Source organism: Helicobacter didelphidarum (genome assembly GCF_003364195.1).
Classification (GTDB): Bacteria; Campylobacterota; Campylobacteria; order Campylobacterales; family Helicobacteraceae; genus Helicobacter_A; species Helicobacter_A didelphidarum.
In genome coordinates this window covers 21,355-42,055 of the sequence record NZ_NXLQ01000014.1, presented here as the reverse complement: position 1 = coordinate 42,055, position 20,701 = coordinate 21,355, and the positions used below count along the sequence as shown (strand labels likewise).

The 20,701-nt window shown below is 37.2% G+C and carries 15 protein-coding genes and 2 pseudogenes; all 17 read right to left on the bottom strand.

All coding sequences use genetic code 11. From position 1 onward, the window contains the following. Entirely contained in the window at window positions 1-720 is a 720-nt protein-coding gene (locus CQA53_RS06835) for a restriction endonuclease subunit S (RefSeq protein WP_115543268.1), read from the bottom strand. After that, the gene (locus CQA53_RS06830) at window positions 713-2,092 is read right to left on the bottom strand and encodes a hypothetical protein (protein WP_115543267.1); all 1,380 of its coding nucleotides are present in this window, start codon (window positions 2,090-2,092) and stop codon (window positions 713-715) included. Before CQA53_RS06830 ends, CQA53_RS06835 begins: the two co-directional genes overlap by 8 nt. After that, window positions 2,089-2,799 (bottom strand): Fic family protein, encoded by a 711-nt coding sequence (locus tag CQA53_RS06825; protein ID WP_245945756.1) that lies wholly within the window; start codon window positions 2,797-2,799, stop codon window positions 2,089-2,091. Before CQA53_RS06825 ends, CQA53_RS06830 begins: the two co-directional genes overlap by 4 nt. Beyond that, window positions 2,796-4,304: a class I SAM-dependent DNA methyltransferase gene (locus tag CQA53_RS06820; protein ID WP_115543266.1), complete on the bottom strand. Its 1,509-nt coding sequence runs from the start codon at window positions 4,302-4,304 to the stop codon at window positions 2,796-2,798. Before CQA53_RS06820 ends, CQA53_RS06825 begins: the two co-directional genes overlap by 4 nt. A 32-nt stretch (window positions 4,305-4,336) precedes the next feature. Then, entirely contained in the window at window positions 4,337-6,670 is a 2,334-nt protein-coding gene (gene hsdR, locus CQA53_RS06815; protein WP_115543265.1) for an EcoAI/FtnUII family type I restriction enzme subunit R, read from the bottom strand. A 126-nt stretch (window positions 6,671-6,796) separates the two neighbouring features. Further along, window positions 6,797-8,267 (bottom strand): annotated as a pseudogene (locus CQA53_RS06810) (N-6 DNA methylase). 15 nt (window positions 8,268-8,282) lie between these two features. After that, the gene (locus tag CQA53_RS06805) at window positions 8,283-11,555 is read right to left on the bottom strand and encodes a type I restriction endonuclease subunit R (RefSeq protein ID WP_115543264.1); all 3,273 of its coding nucleotides are present in this window, start codon (window positions 11,553-11,555) and stop codon (window positions 8,283-8,285) included. Then, window positions 11,552-12,577 carry a virulence protein RhuM/Fic/DOC family protein gene (gene rhuM, locus CQA53_RS06800; protein ID WP_245945751.1) on the bottom strand — a complete coding sequence of 342 codons (1,026 nt, stop codon included), beginning with the start codon at window positions 12,575-12,577 and terminating at the stop codon, window positions 11,552-11,554. The genes CQA53_RS06805 and rhuM overlap by 4 nt, the downstream gene beginning before the upstream one ends. 9 nt (window positions 12,578-12,586) lie before the next feature. After that, a complete protein-coding gene (locus CQA53_RS06795; RefSeq protein WP_115543263.1) occupies window positions 12,587-14,551 on the bottom strand; it encodes a DUF4435 domain-containing protein in 1,965 nt (654 codons plus the stop codon). Continuing rightward, window positions 14,551-15,045, bottom strand: a pseudogene (locus CQA53_RS06790) (restriction endonuclease subunit S); the annotation flags it as partial. The gene CQA53_RS06795 and the pseudogene CQA53_RS06790, both read right to left, overlap by 1 nt. 21 nt (window positions 15,046-15,066) lie before the next feature. Further along, on the bottom strand, window positions 15,067-15,735 hold the full coding sequence (locus tag CQA53_RS06785) for a restriction endonuclease subunit S (RefSeq protein WP_115543261.1): 669 nt from the start codon (window positions 15,733-15,735) through the stop codon (window positions 15,067-15,069). 78 nt (window positions 15,736-15,813) lie between these two features. Further along, complete coding sequence (locus CQA53_RS06780) at window positions 15,814-16,104, bottom strand: hypothetical protein (RefSeq protein WP_115543260.1); 291 nt, start codon at window positions 16,102-16,104, stop codon at window positions 15,814-15,816. Window positions 16,105-16,271: 167 nt separating this feature from the next. Continuing rightward, the gene (locus CQA53_RS06775) at window positions 16,272-16,586 is read right to left on the bottom strand and encodes a nucleotidyltransferase domain-containing protein (RefSeq protein ID WP_115543259.1); all 315 of its coding nucleotides are present in this window, start codon (window positions 16,584-16,586) and stop codon (window positions 16,272-16,274) included. Next, a complete protein-coding gene (locus tag CQA53_RS06770) occupies window positions 16,583-16,984 on the bottom strand; it encodes a nucleotidyltransferase substrate binding protein (RefSeq protein ID WP_115543258.1) in 402 nt (133 codons plus the stop codon). Before CQA53_RS06770 ends, CQA53_RS06775 begins: the two co-directional genes overlap by 4 nt. Window positions 16,985-17,139: 155 nt before the next feature. Continuing rightward, window positions 17,140-17,442 carry a type II toxin-antitoxin system RelB/DinJ family antitoxin gene (locus CQA53_RS06765; RefSeq protein WP_112052460.1) on the bottom strand — a complete coding sequence of 101 codons (303 nt, stop codon included), beginning with the start codon at window positions 17,440-17,442 and terminating at the stop codon, window positions 17,140-17,142. A 265-nt stretch (window positions 17,443-17,707) separates the two neighbouring features. Then, window positions 17,708-19,426: a lysozyme inhibitor LprI family protein gene (locus CQA53_RS06760; RefSeq protein WP_115543257.1), complete on the bottom strand. Its 1,719-nt coding sequence runs from the start codon at window positions 19,424-19,426 to the stop codon at window positions 17,708-17,710. Window positions 19,427-19,532: 106 nt separating this feature from the next. Then, window positions 19,533-20,546, bottom strand: a complete 1,014-nt coding sequence (locus tag CQA53_RS06755) for a CinA family protein (RefSeq protein WP_181882382.1) — start codon at window positions 20,544-20,546, stop codon at window positions 19,533-19,535. Window positions 20,547-20,701: the final 155 nt, after the last annotated feature.

Here is a 20,701-nt window from a genome sequence, read left to right as displayed (position 1 = left end):
TTATTCCACCCTCAAGCCTTTGGTGAGGGTAAAAAGATTCTCTAATTCTTTGGCGATAAATTTTTGCTCCTCTAGCGGTGGGAGAGGGATTAGAGTGTCTAATATTTTCTCTTTAGAAATATTAGGTTGCCCACTACCAAAGCTTTGAGAAACAAACCAATCATTAATTGCTTGTAAATAATAAAATAAAAATTTATAATATATTGTATTATTCGTATCACAACCACAACAAGCTTGATTAGTAGCCATTTCTTCTCCGACAATTCCAACCTTTCCAATTGTCGCACCATACATTGCAATTAAAATACTATTTATTGAATGTAGAATCATCGAACTACTTTTAAAGGCTTCTTCAGTTATTTTTTCTTCTGTCTCATAAACCACATCATTATTTAAATCTCCTGTTTTCAACCATAAAATCGTTCCATTAGTGTAGTATTTTGGATTAGTTCTTGAGGGAGTTGAGCCTGCTTTCCATTCCCCAATATCCCCCAATCTCACCCACGCCCAAGTAGGTGGAATCTCAAATGGTGGAGTGAAAGCATTATTGAGTTCGTCATTGCGAGCCGACTTGTCGGCGTAGCAATCCATATTATTTATATTGTTTGTATTATGGATTGCTTCGTCGCTTCGCTCCTCGCAATGACACAATGGAGATTCTGTGTTATCGTCTTTTTTATCGCAAAAAATCTTTTCCCCTCTCCGCTCCCCTTCAACCAAAAAAAGTTGCCGCTTTTTTACAATCAGGGGAGAGCCTCGCTCTCTCTGCTTCTAGCTCCAAAAGAGCGGTGGCACTACTGCCACCTTGCTTCTCTTTTTCCGCACCACGAAACAGGCGAGATTGAAGCGGTTGCACTTCGTGCGATTGATTGAGTATGGATACTTCGCTATGCTCAGTATGACAAGAGGAGGTATCACTATAATGAGAAGTAGTGTCGGTATGGCAAGGCAATGTATCGTCATTCTGAAGGAGCGTAGCGACTGAAGAATCCATAGTTTGAGATTTTTTAGATTCTAAAGATTCAGTATAACAAAGGAAGTCCTCATTGTGAGAGGCTTTAGCCTCGTGGCAATCTATATTGTTTGTATTGTGGATTTTACTTCGTGTTTCACACTCGTAACTGCAAGCAGAAGCTTCACTGCGTTCGCAATGACACAATGGAGATTCTGTGTTATCTTTCTCGCCCGATTCGTGGTGCGGGCAAGCGGAAAAAGGCGGGCAGTAGTGTCCCGCCTCCGCTTGAGTGCTAGAATCGGAATAAGCGAGGCTCTCCCCTTGATTGCAAAAAGAAAAAGGAGCAACTTTTTCTTTTTGGGCTAAGGGGAGCGGGGAGAGGATAAACCTTTTTCTTTTTGTGGTTAAAGATTCTGTGTAGTTTGTATTTATAGATACTTCGGCTAAAGATTCGCTAAGACGATGATTAGATTTTGTATCTCTGGATACTTCGCTATGCTCAGTATGACAATTTATTTCTTTGTCATTGCGAGAGGCTTTAGCCTCGTAGCAATCCACTTTATTTTTATTGTTTGTATTATGGATTGCTTCGTCGCTTCGCTCCTCGCAATGACGCAATGGAGATTCTGTGTCTAGGGATACTTCGCTATGCTTAGTATGACAAGGGGAAATGTCGGTATGAGGATTAAGAATCTCTATTGTTTTACATTTTGCAAGTTCTTTTTTAAGTTCATTGATTTTTGCTTTTAGTGTAGCTTTGTCGTTTATAGAATCTCCATTTTCTTTCAAGGGGGACAAGGGGGATTGAATCTGTGCTTTGAGATTCTGTTTATTATTTATGGATACTTCGCTACGCTCAGTATGACAAGGTATTGCTTCGTCATTCTGAGGTGAAGCTGAAGAATCCATCATTTGAGTTTCTTTAGATAAAGTTTTTGATTTTTTAGAATCTTTCAATACAGATTCTAAAGCTTTAAGTTCTTTTTCTAATTCTTTGCGTTTGAATAGAATCTCATCATTATACGCTTGTATTTCATCAAAGGCGGAGAGAGTGGGATTTTCACGGCGGAATCTAGCTGTAAGTTGTCCTTTTATCGCATAATCAAGCAAAGATTTTTTCAACACACTTGTTTTCACGCATTATCCCCCTCATAATATTCTAAGATTTCTTTCAATCTATCTTGACAAGCGAGGATAGTATCTGTGAGATAGCCTTTGTTTGTCTCATATTCTCTCAATCCTCGATAGTAAAAAAGCCTGTGTTCTTCATCGATGATAAAGGGAATTATGTCGTTTTTGAGGGCTTCTTTGAAAGCTAAAAGTCTGCCAACGCGTCCATTGCCATCTTCAAAAGGGTGGATTCTCTCAAAATGAAAGTGAAAGTCTATCAGCTCATTGATGGTTTTTGATGATTTCATATCATAGCTTTTTAGCAATTTTTCTAACTCTTTTTGCACTTCTTTTGGTCTTGTCGTCTTGAGTTCGCCTATAAAATTCGGGCTTTGCTTAAAATCCCCTATGATTTGTATATCACTGCAATTTTGTTTCACAATGCTATGGAGCTTTTTCAAATACTCTAAGCTTAGCTTTTCATACACACTTTGCAGGATAAAATCAAAGGCTTTGAAGTGATTTTTTGCTTCTAAAATATCATTGGTTTTGATGATTTGACTAGGATTTGCTAAGAAAGTATCTTTTTCATAAATCATCTGCGTTTGCTCTTGTGTGAGTGTGCTTCCCTCGATATGATTGGAATCATACGCAAAAGTGATTTGTATATGATGATATAAGCCATTTTTATAGCCTTTGCTTTGCTCTTCTTGAAGAGTTTGGAGCAGATTCACGCATTATCCTTGATAATCTGTGCGATTTTATCCATAATAGAATCTAGCGTATGATTGAGCCTCTCTCGCTCATTTCTTACTTGCTCCATTAACGCAAAAGGCTCTAAAATCTCCTCTTCTTCGCTTACAAAGCCACATAAATCAAAATTATAATCTCTTGATTCTAGTTCTTGCTTGCTATAAGACTTTGCCTTGAAATTCCCGCTTTCATCACTTAGCTCTACTCTATTTGTATTCCATTTTATAAAGGGGTCGAAATGCTCGAGTTTCATCGACTTTGTTTTGCCAAAGCTTTTAATGCCCTCTGGCATATCAAGTCGGTAAAACCAAGTTTGTTTTGTGCCTCTTGCTTGTGTCAAATCTGGCTTCGTAAAAAACAAAATATTTGTCGTGATACTTGTATAAGGGGCAAAAACACTTTTAGGAAGTCTCAAAATAAGGTGTAAGTTCAATTCATCTAAAAGCTTTTTCTTAAGATTTATCTTTGCTGTGTCATTTCCAAACAAAAAGCCATCGGGCAAGACAACGGCGGCTTTGCCACCTTGTGCTAGACGCTCACAAATCACCGCCATAAATAAATCTGCGGTTTCACTGCTTCGAAATTCACTTGGGAAATTACTCTGAATCTCCTTTGTTTCTGCTCCGCCATAAGGAGGATTCATCGCGATAATGTCAAAAGTTTCTAAGTCGCTTAAAGCATCAAATGGAATCTCAAGGGTATTGCTGTGGTCGAGATTGGGATTTTCTATGCCATTAATGAGAAAACCCGTAACGGCTAAGATAAAAGGGAGTTGCTTTTTTTCTATACCATAAAAGTAAGAATTTGCCTTTTGTATATCTTGTGCGGTTTTGATTTGAGATTCTAAATAATGATAGGCTGAAGTGAGAAAGCCTCCTGTGCCACAAGCTAAGTCTGCTATCTTATCGCCGATTTTTGGCTCTAGCATTTGTATGACAAAATCTGTAACCGCACGAGGCGTGTAAAATTCTCCCGCATTCCCTGCACTTTGCAAGGTTTTTAAAAAGCTCTCATAAATGAATGAAAGCTCTTTTTTATCTTCTTTGCTTTGAATCTCTATATCATCGATGGTATTTATCACTTGTCGCAGTAAGATTCCTTTTTTCATATAATTGTTTGTATCTTCAAAGGCTTTTTTGACGATTTTTTGATTTAAGGGGCTATCTTTGGTAATAGTAAGGTTTTTGAGTGTTGGAAAAAGTGTGTTATTGATAAAATCTAGCAATTCATCACCGCTCAAAGCTTCTTTTATAGCTTGTCCCTGCTCATTTTTACTCTTTGCCCATGAATCCCACGCCAAATCTTTGGGGATAATGGATTCATAAATTTCACCTTGAAGCAATGAGGCGGTTTTCCAACGCTTCTCATAAATATCATAAATTTTTAAAAATAAAATCCATATAATTTGATTCATTCTTTGTGCGTCGCCATCTACTCCTGGGTCCTGTCGCATAATATCTTGCAATGATTTAATATTTAATGCCATTTTACTCCTTTCTCATTTCTACCTTTTGAAATCTATGCTGCGGGGTTATTATAAAGCTCTGTTTTAAGTTCATTGAGAGCTTTGATATAGTTTTCAACTCCGCCAAAAAGTTCGGTAACTTGATTGACATCGATAAAATCAAAAGGCTTGGTTTTGAAAACATCTGGATTCTCTATATCTACAATGCCATTTGTGGCGTATTTCTCAAGCAAGACTTCTAGCACTTCTTTTGCTTTGCCTGTAAATTTTGCTAGAATCTTATTTGCTTTTTTCGCCCTTTGACTTCTTGAAAGCGGGGTTTGGTCAAATGCAAGAGAGAGGATAATATCAAATTCATCTAGGTTTTGAAACTGCTGCATAGCTCGTAGTTCTTGTATTAAAATGCCTTTTTCCTCTAGCTTTTTTAATAATTTTGTTTTATTTGCGTTCGCATTCCAATCGTTTAAAAAAGATTCTAAACTTTGATAGTTCGTGTGTATATTTTGCCTTGAGAAACTTATAAAGTCATTGCTGATAAGTTTGCCCTCGCTATTGACTATCTGATGAAGTTCATGGACGATAGCAACCTCAACACCATTAATTTCTATTTTTTTCAATCTTGTATCATTCGTGTTAATATCTGGGGTTTGCTCTGGGAAGCTCTCTTCATCAAATGTATCCGTTTGTTTCATTTGTGCTTTTGTCTTTATATCTCTCTCTAGCTCGGTAAGAATCTCGCCATCAAAATCTTTATCGGCAAATAATCTTGTGGTATTTTTAAAATCAAGTATGCTAAAGTAGCTTTTGCCTAATCTTTGGTTGATTCTCGTGCCTCGCCCTATGATTTGCTTAAATTCTGTGAGGGAATTAATATTGCTATCAATGGCGATAACTTTTAGCATTTTTGTATCTGCACCTGTCGTTAAGAGCTTGGAAGTTGTAGCGATAACCGGATAAGGCTCTTTCTCACTGATAAACTTCTCTAGCAAGGATTTGCCTACTTTGTCATCACCTGTGATTCGCACAATATAATTGCTATTTTCTTGCATTAAATCGCTATTTTCATTGATTAAAGCTTGTCGCATGACACTTGCATGATAGGTATCTTGACAAAATACGATAGTTTTAGCGTATCTATCCCTCAAAGTGTATTTTAAAAAATCTGAAACCTTTTTGGCTACAAGCTCCGTGCGTTCATCGATATACAAAATGCGGTTAAAATCAGAGCTTTGATACTCTTCATCGGGGATAAGATTACCCGCTTTATCTCTCTTGCCATCTTCTGGTCGATAGCCCATGACATCGATATTAATCCCATAGCGTATCACCTTATAAGGAGCTAAAAAGCCATCGGCTATACCTTGCTTGAGACTATAAGTATAGAGTGGTTCGCCAAAATAATCGAGATTTGATGCTTCGTCATCATGCTTTGGCGTCGCTGTCATACCTACTTGAATGGCAGAACTAAAATATTCTAAGATTTGTCGCCATGCAGAATCTTCTTTTGCACTGCCTCTATGACACTCATCGACTAGAATAAAATCAAAGAAATTTTTGTCAAAATCTTTAAAATGCTCTTGGACATTACCAAAAGAATCTATGCTGATGAATTGCTGATAGATTCCAAAATAAAGAGTATAACTTGAGTCAAAATTCTTATTTTTGATGATAGTAGCTTTATCGCCAAAGAATTTAAAATCATTCTTTTTAGTTTGTTCGATGAGATTGTTCCTATCGGCAAGATAGAGAATCTTTTTGATTTTCCCTGCTTTAAAAAGGCGATGAATGATTTGAAAAGCACTAAAGGTTTTGCCTGTGCCTGTCGCCATAACAAGTAAGATTCTCTTTTGTCCTTGTGTGAGTGCCTCTAATGTCTTATTGACTGCGTTGGCTTGATAATAGCGAGGCGATTTATCCTCTAAGTAGTAATGCGTGGCAATCAGTTCTCTTTGTGATTGCGTGATATTTTTACCCTGAAAATACCGCTCTAATAATTCTTGCTCACTTGGGAAGCTATCCATAGCGATTTGTCGTTGTTTGCCTGTGAGAAAGTCATATTCTATAAAAGATTCTCCATTGCTAGAGTATGCAAAAGGCGTATTGAGAGCTTTGGCATAGTCCATAGCTTGTTGCAAACCATCATAGAGGCTATGGCTATCATCTTTTGCTTCAATAATAGCAAGGGGGAAGCCCTCAAAAGAAGAGAGTAAATAATCACATCTTTTAGGCTTGCCTCTTTGAATGCGTTTGGAAGCAAACTCTATCGCCCCGTCAGTAAAAGCATAATCGCATTTCACACTTTTTTCCATAGCAAGTTGTGTGAGATTCCAGCCAGATTGTTGTAGTGCAGGGGTGATAAGCCTTGTTTTTACTTCTTCTTCTGTCAAAGCGGATACCTTAAACAATGTATTTTCTCTGTGTGAAATTGTATCAAAAATGCTTGATTTTTTTCAACACTTTCTCATTATTGAAGCCACAAAATCCTAGCTTTAAAGTCCTCGCCTATCCTTGTATCAAGCCCTTATTTTGCTAAGATTCTCCATTATCCTTACATTGAGCCTCTCCTCCTCACGCATAGAATCTTGCAATTCACTTTTAAGTCTAGCAAACTCCGCCTCAAAGTCTATTTCCTCTTCACTTTCCTCTAGCCCTACATATCGTCCCGGCGTGAGCGTGAAGCCTAGATTTGCCACTTCATCAAAGCTCGCTGCTTTGCAAAATCCTTTGGTGTCGCTATACTCGCTACCACGTCTCCAGCTGTGATAAGTCGAAGCAATTTTACTAATGTCATCAGGGGTTAAGATTCTATTCTTGCGATTGATGAGTGTGCCGAGATTTCGTGCGTCAATAAAAAGTATGTCTTTTGTCGTTCGATTCCTGCGGATAAACCACAAGCACGCAGGTATTTGCGTATTGAGGAAAAGTTTTGCAGGGAGATTAATGATACAATCGATGAGATTAGATTCTATCAAGTTCCTACGGATTATCCCCTCACCTGCGGTGTTGCTTGTCAAACTTCCTTTAGCAAGGACAAATCCTGCCACGCCTTTGGGTGCAAGATGATAGATGAAATGCTGTATCCACGCATAGTTTGCGTTGCTAGGCGGTGGTGTGCCATATTTGAAGCGAATATCCTCTGCAAGTAGCTCTCCACTCCAATCAGAATCATTAAAGGGAGGATTTGCGATGATAAAATCGGCTTTTAAGTCCTTGTGTGCATCATTGAGGAAGCTCCCTTCGCTATTCCATAGCACAAGCGAAGAATCAATTTGTCGAATGGCTAGATTCATCTTTGCAAGTTTCCAAGTCGTTTGATTGCTCTCCTGCCCATAAATGACAATATCATCAATTTTGCCTGAATGCTCCTGCACGAATTCTTCGCTTTGCACAAACATTCCGCCACTCCCACAACAAGGGTCAAACACACGCCCACGAAATGGCTCTAAGATAGAGACGAGGAGCTGGACAACACTTTTAGGTGTATAGAATTCCCCACCATTTTTACCCTCGCTTAGTGCAAATTTACCTAAAAAATACTCAAAAATATGTCCCAAAATATCATTGCTCCGCTCTTTTGTATCGCTTAGTGTGATATTTGAGATAAGGTCGATAAGTTTACCTAGTGCGATAGAATCAAGATTTTCTTTTGCATAGATTTTAGGGAGAATGCCTTTGAGGCTGTCATTTTCACTTTCAATAGCAAACATCGCCTTATCGATAGTCTTACCGATAGTGGGGAGCTTTGCACTTGCCATTATCATCTCCCACCTCGCACTTTGCGGGACGAAAAAGACATTTTCTGCCAAATACTCATCTTTATCCTCTGTATTGCTACCCTCGCGTTTGAGTCTTTCATAGACTTGCGAAAAGCTTTCGCTAATGTATTTGAGAAACACAAGCCCCGACATGCTTATACTCACTCGCATCGATATTTTTACGAAGTTTATCGGCGGATTCAAAAAGTGTTTTTTCAAGATTCTGCATAATTTCCTCAATGTATTAATTTATTTCATTTTCTGCCATGAGTTCGGCTTGCTTGATGACATTATCAATCGCGAGTTGCTCCATATCAGGTGGATAGCCATATTGCTTGAGGCATTTTTTCACCGCAAGGCGGAGCTTCGCCCTCGCACTCTCCTTTTTATGCCAGTCAATACTCGCATTCTCTTTGACTTGATAATATATCGCAATAGCAAGTTCTCGCAGTTTCTCACGCCCAAGCAATTCATTTGCACTTTTGTTCTCACACACCGCACTATAAAAGGCAAATTCATAATCACTTAAGCCAGATTCTATCCTCTCTTTATCCTGTGTGATAAGTTCTTTGCTTAGGGTGATAAGCTCTTCTATCACTTCAAGTGTGCCAATGAGCTTATTTTGGTATTTACGCATTATTTCATTAAAGCGTTGCATAAGGCTTTTGTTTTGTATGAGATTTGTTTTCGCTCTTGCTCTTAGTTCGTCATTGAGGAGTTTTTTAAGGAGTTCTACTGCGATATGAGATTTTTTAAGTCCTCGCACTTCGTCTAAAAACTCATCATCAAGTATCGAGATATTTTGTGCTTTGATACCATTTGTCTCCAAAATATCCACTATATTTTCGCTTTCTACTGCAGAATCTAGAATCTGCTTTATCACGCTTTGAGAAATGAGATTTTGCTCTCGTTGCTCGCGAGATTCTAGCTTCAAAAACACCGCTTTGAGTGCCTCAAAAAATGCGATATGCTTTGCGATACTTCTCGCCTCTTCACTAGGCAAAGACATTACATACGCTTTGGAAAGATGATTATATTCATCTAAAAATCTCTTTTTACCATTTTCATTTGTGAGAATTATCTCCATCGCCTCATTTAAAAACTCTAACTTTGCTTTGGTAGAATCTAGCTTAAAATACCGCAAATACTCACATTTCTTAAACATTTGTGCGACTACTTCTAGCTTTTCTTGCATTTTATCAATGATTTGCTCTTTTTGCTCAAGTAGCACGCCACTTCCGCCATTGCTAGTATAAAATTCTAATGCCCTCTTTAGCTCATTAGCAATACCGATAAAATCCACGATGAGTCCTGCTGGTTTATCCTGATATACACGATTTACGCGTGCGATTGCCTGCATGAGATTGTGTCCTTGCATAAGCTTATCGATATAAAGCGTATGCAAAGGTGGTGCGTCAAATCCTGTAAGCCACATATCACACACAATGACCATTTCTAGCTCATCGTTTATATTTTTGAAGCGAGTAGCGAGATTGTCTCGCTCTTTTTTGCTTGTATGGTGCTTCGCAAGATTTGCACCATCTTTACTATCTGCGGTGATGATGACTTTGAGTTTCCCACTCTCTAGCCGCTCACTATGTAGGCTTGGCTCTAGGGCTATCATCTCATCGTAGAGATTGACGGCGATTTCCCTACTCATACACACAATCATAGCTTTGCCTTTGAAAATCTCCTGCCTCGCGTAAAAATGTCGCAAAATATTTTGTGCTACGATTTTTAGCCTTTCTTTCGCACCTACTAGGGCTTGAAGCTTTGTAGCTTTGGCTTTGATTTTCTCTTGACTCTCACTTTCTATCATTTGAGAATCTAGCTCCTCAATGAGCCTTTTGCCCTCATCACTCACGCTTAGCTTAATAAGTGCACTTTCATAGTAGATTTTTAAAGTCGCTCCGTCCTCTATCGCTCTAGCAATATCATAAATATCGATATATTCGCCAAAGACGCGTCTTGTATCCGCATCGATTTTTTCTATCGGTGTGCCGGTAAATCCTAGATAAGTCGCATTTGGCAAAGCATCACGCAAATATTTTGCATAGCCATAACGCAAATCCTCTCCCGCAATCCTCGCTTCAAAGCCATATTGCGTGCGGTGTGCCTCATCGCAAAGCACGATGATATTATCTCGCGTGCTAAGAAGCTCGAATCTCTCGCTATTTTCATCTGCACGAAATTTCTGTATCGTGCTAAAGACTATTCCACCGCTTGCGACTTTAAGCTTCGCTTTTAAATCCTGCGTGCTGGTGGCTTGCTCTGGGGTCGTGCGTAAAAGCTTGCAGGCAAGTGCAAAAGTGCTAAAAAGCTGTCCATCAAGGTCATTTCTATCAGTGATAAGCAAAATCGTGGGATTATGAAACCTCGCCACCGCTTTAGCCGTGTAAAAAACCATAGAAAGACTTTTGCCACTGCCTTGTGTATGCCACACACTCCCGCCTTTTTTATCTCCACTCATCGCTTGGGCGGTGCGCTCAATCGCCTTATTTACCGCGTAGTATTGATGATACGCAGCGATTTTCTTAATCGTCTTTGCCTCGATAATCCCTCGCGCGTCCCTCTGCTCCACTCGCTCAAAAAGTGTGAAATAGCGAAGCATATCAAGCAAAGTTGCGGGATTTAAGAGGTAGCGTATCAACACTTCGATTTGTGGGGTAAAAGTGGGATTTGTGAAAGTGTCGTTCATATCGTGGGATACATTAGGGTTTTGAGGCGGAGTTAGCGTCAGATTTGATGAAGTCAAGTCGTGGCAATCCATTGAGTGAGGATTCGCGCGTGTAGATTCGCCAACAAGGTATTTGCAAGGCTTAGAATCTGGATTTTTCCATACCATAAATCGTGAATAATCCGCACTCAAACTCCCTGCTTTCGCACTCAATCCATCGCTTATCACACATAAGGCATTGGGGATAAAAAGCTCACTAATAAATGCCTTGTAGGTTTGGAGCTGATGAAAGGCGGATTCTATCGTGGCATTAGGGGCAAGGGGATTTTTAAATTCGATGATGACAAGAGGCAAGCCATTGACAAATAGCACGACATCGGGACGCTTGGAGAGCGTATGCTGCTTGGAGTGAAAATGGAGCTGATTAAGAGCTAGGAAGTCGTTATTAGCGGGATTGTCAAAGTCGATGAGAGCAAGCCTCGTGCTTCGCATAGTGCCATCAAGTGCCACTTCCACGCTCACACCCTCGATAAGCATTTCGTGCATTGTGGCGTTTGTATCGATGAGCGTATCGGCGAGATTGTGAGATTCTAGGGCTTTGAGCTTCTTTATCACTTCATCGATGAGTTCTTCTTGCCTTGTGTGCGGGAGGCTTTTAAACACGCTATCATCGGCATTTAGCCTCATCATAGAATCCCTTAGCTTTCCATCCAAAACCCATTCATCGCTTTTGCGAGGAATCATACTCGCATTATGACACGCATAGCCCACTTCACGCAAAGTCTCTAGGGCATAAGATTCTAGGGTGGATTCATCGAGCTTGTGGGAATCTGGATTCATTGGGATTCTCCTAAAAGGTTTATTATGAGGTTAATTATACTTTCTTTTTGTGTCGGTTCGCTTTGGGCACTCATCAAAGAAAGGGCGACAAGGGCATTGTCATTAATCTTTAACTCACCATTTGGCTTATATAGAGCATTATTCTTACTCAAAAACAAAATAAACATAAATGCTCCTATGCGTTTGTTGCCATCGCTAAAAGGGTGTCCTTTGATGATATAATATAGCAAATTTGCCGCCTTTGCCTCGATACTTGGGAGTAAATCCACTCCACCAAAAGTTTGATAAATATTTCGCAAAATCCCCTCAAACTCACCAGCCTTTTCCCTTCCAAAAAGTTCGCTTGCTTCACCTTTGCGTATCAATTCACTTTTGAGGTTTGCTATCGCCTCTTTTGCTTCACTAGAATCTAAAATGAATTTTGCCTCTCTCCCCTGTGTATGCGAAACCTCCAAATCATCTCTATCGTAGCGTTGCAAGAGATTCCAAGTGCGTGAATAGCGAATGATAATATCCAAGAATCCCTTTGTCTCTGTGAGAGTAAGCATACCGCTTGCCTCGCTTTTGGCGATACTCTCCTGTAATATCGCGATAGTTTGCAAAAACTCTGCCCTATCTTGTTCTAAGAGTCTTTGTCTGTTTATCGTGTAACCTTTGATGATATGATTTTTGAGGATTTGCGTAGCCCAGATACGAAACTTCGTCGCCTTTTTTGAATTGACACGATAGCCCACTGCAATAATCATATCAAGGTTGTAAAAAGTAATATTTCGCACTACTTGTCTATTGCCCTCTTGCTGAACTTGTTCCAAAATGGAACAAGTTTGCTCTTTAGATAATTCGTCCTCTTTAAAAATATTATTGATATGTTTCGTTATAGCTTGGCGTTGCACCCCAAAAAGCTGTGCCATTTGCTCTTGATTTAGCCAAATACTTTCATTTTCAAGCTTCACTTCGAGGTGAATATCGCCCCTTTCATCTTGATAGATAATGAGGGGAACTGTGGGATTCTGTGTATGCAAGTGCTGTCCTTAACTTTGAAGTGGAATCTCTTTAAAATACTTTTCTCGTATAATATTTTGTAATTCGTCATTTTCACTGATTAGTTTTAATATCCTATCTTTGTAATTTTGACTAATCGTATTTCCAACAATCCCTAATACACCTTTACTATTATATTTTTGCAAAGCTTTATTGTAATCTTTAGTTTTATATATCTCATCTAATAATTTTAGATATTTATCATAAAATTCCTTTATTTTTATTTCCTCTATTCTTTCTTTAAAAGTTTGCTCTGCTTCATCTATACTTTTAACATTCTTTTTATCTATACAATTATTTAAAAGTTTATTAACCCCAAACATTGCATATTTAATAGCCTGTTGTTCTTTGTTTTTATTTATTTCATCTAATAGTTTCTCCTTAGCTATTTCAACTATATTTTCTTCCGCACAGAATCTCTTTTGCGCTTCTTTCAATATTTTCTCATCACATAAGAGATTTTCAATTTCAACAATATCAAGTGGATAAATATTTTTCTCTTTCCATTTATTAATTTCGTTGTCTTCATAATAATCCTTGTCTATGATAGCGATAGCTTTTAAATTAAATATTTCATTATCATTGATAGATTTGCAATATTCTATAGCCTCCCTATGCCCTCCAGCTGGAATGATTGTATAGTTTTTAAACAATATAGAATATAATTTATAATCAATGCTATCTCTTGTGCCTTCACAAAATAAAATAGGTTTTTTGCTACCAAGTAGCTCAACAAGCAATTCTTGCGGAATATTCTCATTAGGTAACTCTTTATAATCCCAATGTATTTTTAACGGATTAAAACTTTTTATCCATAGCATCTTTGTGTTATTTCGTCCGCTTACAAAGTAAGGATTATGTGTGAGATAAATAAAATGACAATCTCGGCGTGCATTTTCTAATTTATCCCATAGTGTATTGACAATAGCCATATTAAGATGATTTTCAGGCTCATCGACAATTATATAGCTCTTTTCTTTAGCAATCATAACACTAGCGATACAATAAAACATACATTTTTCACCATCACTTAATCCCATGAAATCATAAAGAGGGAGGCTAGTATCTTGGGGTGTAACCACTATATTATTTCCATTCTCATCAAGAGAAAGCTGAATATGTGTGATAATTTCATTCCAAATTTGAAAGATTTTTTCAAACATTGAAACTTCTCTTATACCTTTACTATGTGTATTATGAGTAATCTTAGAATACTCTGCAGTAAGATAATTTGTTATTGTTTCAAGGTCATTTGTTATTGAATAGGCTTCATTAGCTGTTTTGTAGAGCTTGTCATGACTTTGAAAATGTGATATATCATTTTCTGCTTTATCAAATAGAGGTATTGAATCTCTTGATTTTAAGAAAAATACTTTTTGTGCAGGGATAACGACAAATTTTGATGGATAATGTTGTGAAACACTTCCTTTAAAATGACGAGCAAAGGTGCTTTTACCAGAGCCATTTGCACCTATTAATATCAAATTTCCCTTATATTCTGTTACTAGCTTTACTAATTCTACAGCTAAAAATGAATTTATTATTTCTTGGTAATAAGTATGGCTATAACAAAGAGATGTAGCAAATCTATCGAATACTAAATTAATATCTCTAGAATCTTTATCGTTTAAAAAGTATCTTAAGTAGTTATCATGTATATTAAAACAATGCAAGATAATACTTGAATAATATTCACTATTATCTTGATTGGTATCAAATATTTTTTTATTTATATCAAATATTTTCTCTTTTATATATTTAGTATCTATCTTATTAATTTTCTCTATTTCACTCAAATAATTCTTGATAATATTAGGCTCTTTTCTTGCTTGTGGTGCAAGATATTGGAATATTGTCTCTTCTTTATTTTCTCTACTCTTCCAAAATATTTGTAATTCTGCTAAAGTATCTAAGAAATCTATAGCTTTATCAATTTTTTCTTTTATATTTTTCATTACACCCTCACTTCCCCACTTAATAATCTCGGCAGTATTATATCACGCATTTGTTCTAGCTTCAAAATTTGTTTTGAGTTTTCGTAAATTTTATCGAAATATGTCTCTACTTGAGATTGAAACTTATCTCTTATAGTATTATTTGGAATCTTTACGATAATTTCTTTTATCATAGTAGAGTTTATCGCCGTAACAATAGATGAAGTGCTACCCAAAGTATCATAATTAAAGGATTTTAAAAATAAATAGAGAAATTCTTTTGTAATTATTTGAGAATCTTTATTAAGCTTAAAATGTGCGATAGCCTCATTTGATAGCATATTATTTGAAGCAATCCCCACTCTACCAAGTGTCATTTTAAAACTCAAAATCACTGAACCTTTTGGAATAATTGGAATATTAAACTTTTTTACCGCTTCCTGTGTCAAATATTCTGCTGTTTTGAGTATAAAAATCCCATTCTCTCCCATATCTTTTATAGAAATCCACTGAAAGTCTTTGGGATTATTAGAAAACTATTCTTTTTCTTTTCGTGGAGGTGTCCTTCCAATGCTAATTTCTGCAATTTCACTCAAAGGCTTTTCTTCCCATTCACTTTTGGCGTTGTCGATGAAGTGGTGGCGGAAGAGGAGTCGGGCGAGGGATTCTAAAGTTTTATTTTGCTTATGAAGTAAATCTATCTTATCATCAAGACTGCTTAGAATCTCTGCTATTCTCCTTTGCTCCTCTATATCACTTGGCATTGTAATTTCTAAGTTTTCTATATCTATCGGCTTTATTGCTGGATAAGCACTCGTAGAGCTTTCGGCTAACATATCCAAATATTCTATGCTTTCATCTAAAGAAAGTAAATAATATAAAAATTTTGAATCTAGCGAATCTTGCTTGCTCGTGAGGACGCAAAATCCCGTAGAAACGACTAAATTTTCATCTGGGTTTGATATAAATCCAAAATGTTTTTGTATGGGTCGCACAAGTGAATAGATAATATCACCATTTTTTACAAGTCGCTTTGCCCTGCTTGGAGCTTTTTCAATGGGGTAAAATTGGTATTCATCAATATGATTTTTTGTAATTGAGCCTGTATCTAAATATTTGATAATTTTATGTGGATAATTTTTGCTAATAGATTTGAGATTGGTATCCACTACCTCCCCAAGCCTACAAGTTTTCCATTCACTCATTTGTATTCCTTTTGACTTTCTTGATTATTATTTGGATTGCTTCGCTACGCTCGCAATGACGATTGTCTTGTGGATACTTTACCTAAATGATTCAGTATGACAAGATAAATTGTCATTACGAGACAAACCGCAAGGTTTGGCGTGGTAATCCACATTCACCATCTCACTCATAGAATCCTCCTTAAAGGCTTCATTTATGGATTGCTTCGTCATTTCATTCCTCGCAATGACGAAAGAGGCAGATTGCTTTGCCTCACACGCAATGACTGCGGGGGTGGATACTTCGCTACGCTCAGTATGACGGATAGGTGGGTGCGGTAAGATTCCAAGCTCTGTGTGTTTATAGCCTTGCGGGATAGTGCCATTCATATTTGTTTCCTTTTGACTTTGACTAAAGATATTTCGCCCTCATTGTTTTTATGTTTCCTATAAGCCTTTGTTTCTTGTATTATAGTATTGCTTTGGCTTTCCTCAAGTATGATTTCGGATTGCTTTGTCGCCTCGCTCCTCGCAATGACGATTGCATTATGGATACTTCAGCGTTGCACTTCCTTTGTCGCTTCATAGATGATACTCGCGTGTTGGTCGATAGAATCTTTAAGCCCTCCTTGTGCTTTTGCATAATCTACAATGTCAAAGAAAAATGGTAAATCACTCTCCTCAAACTCGTTTTTGAGTGTCGCAATGAGGCTAAGCGAAATCTCCCCTTTCAGTGCCAAGTCAATATCTGAAGCCCTCTTATGCGTCCCTTTGGAGCGCGAGCCAAAAAGCAAGACTTGAGAGATAGCCTTGTGCGTGCTTAGGATTTGTGCTATTTGTGTCAAATGATGAGATTCTAAGCCATACTTCATAATCTCACCTTGAGTGTGTGATACAAATCCCTCATAAGCGGATAAAATGTGCTTAAGATATATTCTACATTTTCATTTAGCCCGCTTTCATCGTAGGTATGGCTCGTGATATTGCGTCTATTAAGGGCTTCTATCCAAGCCTCTGCATCACTGATAAGCCCATAAACAAAGGCTTGCCTTATGGATTCTTTGGGGCTTTTTATCTCATAGCCTTCATTTTGCAAAAAGTCTTTCATCAGCTTCCATGATAGCTCAATGGATACCTCAAAACGCTGGATTATCCCCTCCCTCTCAAGCTCTGAAAAATCATTAAATCTCTTATCTTTAAGTTTATCGAGATTCACAAATGCCCTTTGGAAATACTCAAATCGCTGTTTCCATCGTATGTCGTTATCCATCGCAGTTATCCTCCATGTGTCAAATATATTTTAAATTCATCATAGCTTTTTGATAAAAGTATGACAAATACGCTACCATTGCAAAGATTCACAAATATCTTTTTGTCGTTGATGAAGCCTAAAGTTCGTCATACGCTTTGGGTTGAAAGGCGATTTTACGCATTCATCACCTCTTTTTGTAGGGCTTCTAGCTCCTCTATGCTTTTGATTATTGGCTTGACTTTACCTGAATCTAGCTCTTCTATACGCTGTTTTATCTCTGCGATATTCTCTTTACTATAAAATGGGTCTTGTTTTGATTTGTTTAGCGTGAGATTGAGCGGGATTTTTTGCTCTCGCACCGCTGTTTTTAAAAACATTCTTAAGGCAGTAGTCGTATCAAGCCCTAAAGCGTGAAATAGCTTATCCGCCTCCTCTTTTAACTCCTTATCGACTTTGACTTGCACTAATGTTGTCATTTGTTCTCCTTGTCATTTTATTTCTTTTGATTTTTCATCTTGTGTAGTATGAAAATATTATGGTATTTTACATTATTTTCTATAAGATTCCATAATAAAACCATATAAATGTATGTGAAATTTATTGCGATGCTTCGTAAATGTTCTCTTTTAGCTCTTTATTAGTATTGTTTGCTTGAATATGATGATGAGATGTATAGATTGCCACGCATTGCTTGATTTTCAAGTATATGCAAAACACTTAGAATCCCAAAGCTCCACTTCCCTAAGGCGCCGTTATATCCTTAAAATCCACTATCACATCACCGCCTTTTTGAGTGAAAGTGTAGATTTGCGGATTGTATTCATAATGCACACTGACGACAAGCGTATCTCTCCCCGCCCATTCATAATCAATCGAGCTAAAGCCTGTTTTCATATCGTTGATAAACTCTCCCTCATACTTCCACCTGCTCTCATCGTTTGGACGCGCCTTTGCTATTTCATCTACTCCAAGCCACTGCCTCCATTGCTCTTTGCCCTCATTTTCCTTCAAAGCATATTTGGCATACATATCTAAAAGATTTGCATTCTTATACTCGCATTGATACCAATCCTCGTATTCCTCACCGGGACTCCACCCACCATCGACACTTACGCTACGCATAAGCTTGCAAGTCTTATCAAAGCCCCGATTTATAAGCCTTTGTTGTAGCTCATCTTGCAAGGTGGCGATTCTTTTGGCGTAAGAATCTTTAATGCACTCTATATCCTTGCCACACGCATTGCGAGACTTTACCCACGCTCTTTGTGAGGTTTTGAGGGCGTTATAATCTCTATTAGTTTTGCCATTTTCGTGATTTTGCCAGTCATCACGATTCTCTATATCTTGCTGCAAAGTCTCATAGGCATAGTGCATTTTCAAATCAAGTGCGAGATTTGCCTTGCATATCGCACTCTCTGTTTGACTTAGCCCACTTTGCGTGCAAGAAAAAGTTACATTTTTGGGCGTAGAGCTTAGTGTGAGATAAGTCCCATCGTCTTTTTCCTCAAAAAGTAGGGTAAAAATAGAGTATTTTGGAGAGATATTATACTCGACTTCCTCACCTACGCTGTAAGCTTGATAGGTGATGAGGAGCTTTTTGGGCGTCTCATAGATGAAATCAAAAAAGAGCAAAATCCTTGTTTTATCATTGCCCTGTGGGCGAAGTTGTGCAAAATCTAAGAGGATTTCTTTGTGTGTGCTTTCTTTGGGGAGTTTGGGAAGCCATAGAATCTTATCATCTAGCTTTGTATAATGATCTCCTCCTGAATTTTGCAGATAGCTTTGATAAGCAATATCTAGCGACATATTTTCATAGAGTGTCGTAACGGCAGGACGCACGATGCCTATCTCATCGATGAAAGACTCTTGCTTTTGAAACGCATTGTAGCCACCCTTACCATTATACGCACGAAAATCATAACTGCCTGCGATATATTTTGCCTCCTCTTTGAGCCTCTCTTCACGCTTCGTATCTGTCTCTTTACGCCAAGTTTTTATAGGTTTAGAATCTTGATTCAAATCGTGAGTAGATTCTTGCGTGGAATCTTGTGAAACTTTTTCGTGGGATTCTAATGCAGAATCCACCTTTGTATGTATCTTAGAATCTTGTGAATTGCCACTAAAATCTTGACTTGAATTCTTAGAATCCCCCGCTACATCTTTGTTTGATTCTTGATTTGTGTGTATCACTAAATCTCGCGGAGAATCTGTATGAGATTCTTTGCTGTGTATAGAATCTTGATTGGAAGCCTTAGAATCCCCGCTAGATTCTCTATTGTTTTTAGAATCTTTATGAGAATCTAAGGCAATATTCTTGTGGGAATCTCCTACATTTCGCACATTCTCTCTATGCTCATTTTTTGCCTCATTGATTTCATTTGTCTTATTTTTGCTATCACTACACGCGATGAAACCTATGAGTGATAAACCAAGCAATGCAAGTGTGATTGTGCGTGTCATATTTGGCATCCTTTTCTTTTCAAATCATTGAAGATTCTAAATTATATGATTCTTATTGATAAAAAACTAAATAAAAAATTATCTTGAAATCCTCATAAATATATTGCTATAATAGTCCAAGTAAGATACGCAAGGATTCAATACTTGCATTATATTGCACAATGGTTCTTGATGAGGGGGTATCATGTATTGTGTGCAATCTTGATTGTTGTTCCGCATTCTTTGCCAAATTTAATGCTAATGAATTTTGTGTATGTAAATAATTCTGTGAAATTACATAAGGCATATTTCCTTGTATTAAAATACATATAAAAACCACACCCGCAGGAAGTTTCAAAAAATTATTTTTACTTGTGTCCTCTGTTGCTAAACCGCTTGTGGCAATTGCAATATCAGCACCAAAAAGATTTATTGCACCACGTGCCATTGCCTTGACACATTCTTCTGAATACACGCTAAATTCTTGTAAAAGAGAATTTTTTACACCTAAAACATTCATTTTAGATTCTATACTATAAGTGGTAATGCCTCCCTTATACACTTGACTTGCACCATTTGCAGAAGTAAGCATCGAACTTAGAATTCCGCCTGTGCAAGATTCTGCCACACAAATGTTAAGAGATTTTTGAGTGAGCTTTTGGATTAAAAATTCTATAAGATTTCCTTGAAGTAATCTGTCTCCAAATAATGATACTATATTATCAAAAAACATATTTATATTGCATTGAGTTCCTTTTGCGATAATCCCATATTCTTGCATACATAAAGATTCTTTTAAATCAGAATGTTTGTCGCTTGTTGCTAAAGAAAGGATAACATCATAATCAGTGGCATAAGATTGCACAATTTGCATAGCACTGCTCTGCTCAAATCCTAAAATCTCAAAATATTTTTCTTGTATTTCTTCTGTTTGTCTATTATCTTGATTGAATTGAATTTGAATATTATCTTTTTTCTTTATAGTTTTTTTTACTGTGGTAGATTGTTTTTTTCTTTGCTGTTGCTTATTTGAATCTTTTTTTGTAGCACTTATTTTATTGTTTTGCATGATATTTTTATGTATTGGAATTGTTGTTTGTTCCTCTTGTGTTGATGTTATTTCTTTTTTTTGTTTTTTCATTAGGATTCTCACTATTTTTGTATTGTTGTGCATCATAGTTTAAAATTTTATAAACTATGATTATCATAAATTACATAAAAGCAATAACACACGAATAAATCGAGAATTATAACTACTGATTCCTTTGAAGAGATAAGTATGGGTTACTTATCCCC

Excerpts from the sequence above, each read along its gene's own strand:
- CQA53_RS06770 (WP_115543258.1), bottom strand. The coding sequence starts at position 16,984 with ATGGATAACGACATACGATGGAAACAGCGATTTGAGTATTTCCAAAGG.
- CQA53_RS06755 (WP_181882382.1), bottom strand. The coding sequence starts at position 20,546 with ATGAAAAAACAAAAAAAAGAAATAACATCAACACAAGAGGAACAAACA.
- CQA53_RS06820 (WP_115543266.1), bottom strand. The coding sequence starts at position 4,304 with ATGGCATTAAATATTAAATCATTGCAAGATATTATGCGACAGGACCCA.
- CQA53_RS06805 (WP_115543264.1), bottom strand. The coding sequence starts at position 11,555 with ATGAATCCAGATTCCCACAAGCTCGATGAATCCACCCTAGAATCTTAT.
- CQA53_RS06780 (WP_115543260.1), bottom strand. The coding sequence starts at position 16,104 with ATGAATGGCACTATCCCGCAAGGCTATAAACACACAGAGCTTGGAATC.
- CQA53_RS06765 (WP_112052460.1), bottom strand. The coding sequence starts at position 17,442 with ATGACAACATTAGTGCAAGTCAAAGTCGATAAGGAGTTAAAAGAGGAG.
- CQA53_RS06795 (WP_115543263.1), bottom strand. The coding sequence starts at position 14,551 with ATGAAAAATATAAAAGAAAAAATTGATAAAGCTATAGATTTCTTAGAT.
- CQA53_RS06785 (WP_115543261.1), bottom strand. The coding sequence starts at position 15,735 with ATGAGTGAATGGAAAACTTGTAGGCTTGGGGAGGTAGTGGATACCAAT.
- CQA53_RS06775 (WP_115543259.1), bottom strand. The coding sequence starts at position 16,586 with ATGAAGTATGGCTTAGAATCTCATCATTTGACACAAATAGCACAAATC.
- CQA53_RS06760 (WP_115543257.1), bottom strand. The coding sequence starts at position 19,426 with ATGACACGCACAATCACACTTGCATTGCTTGGTTTATCACTCATAGGT.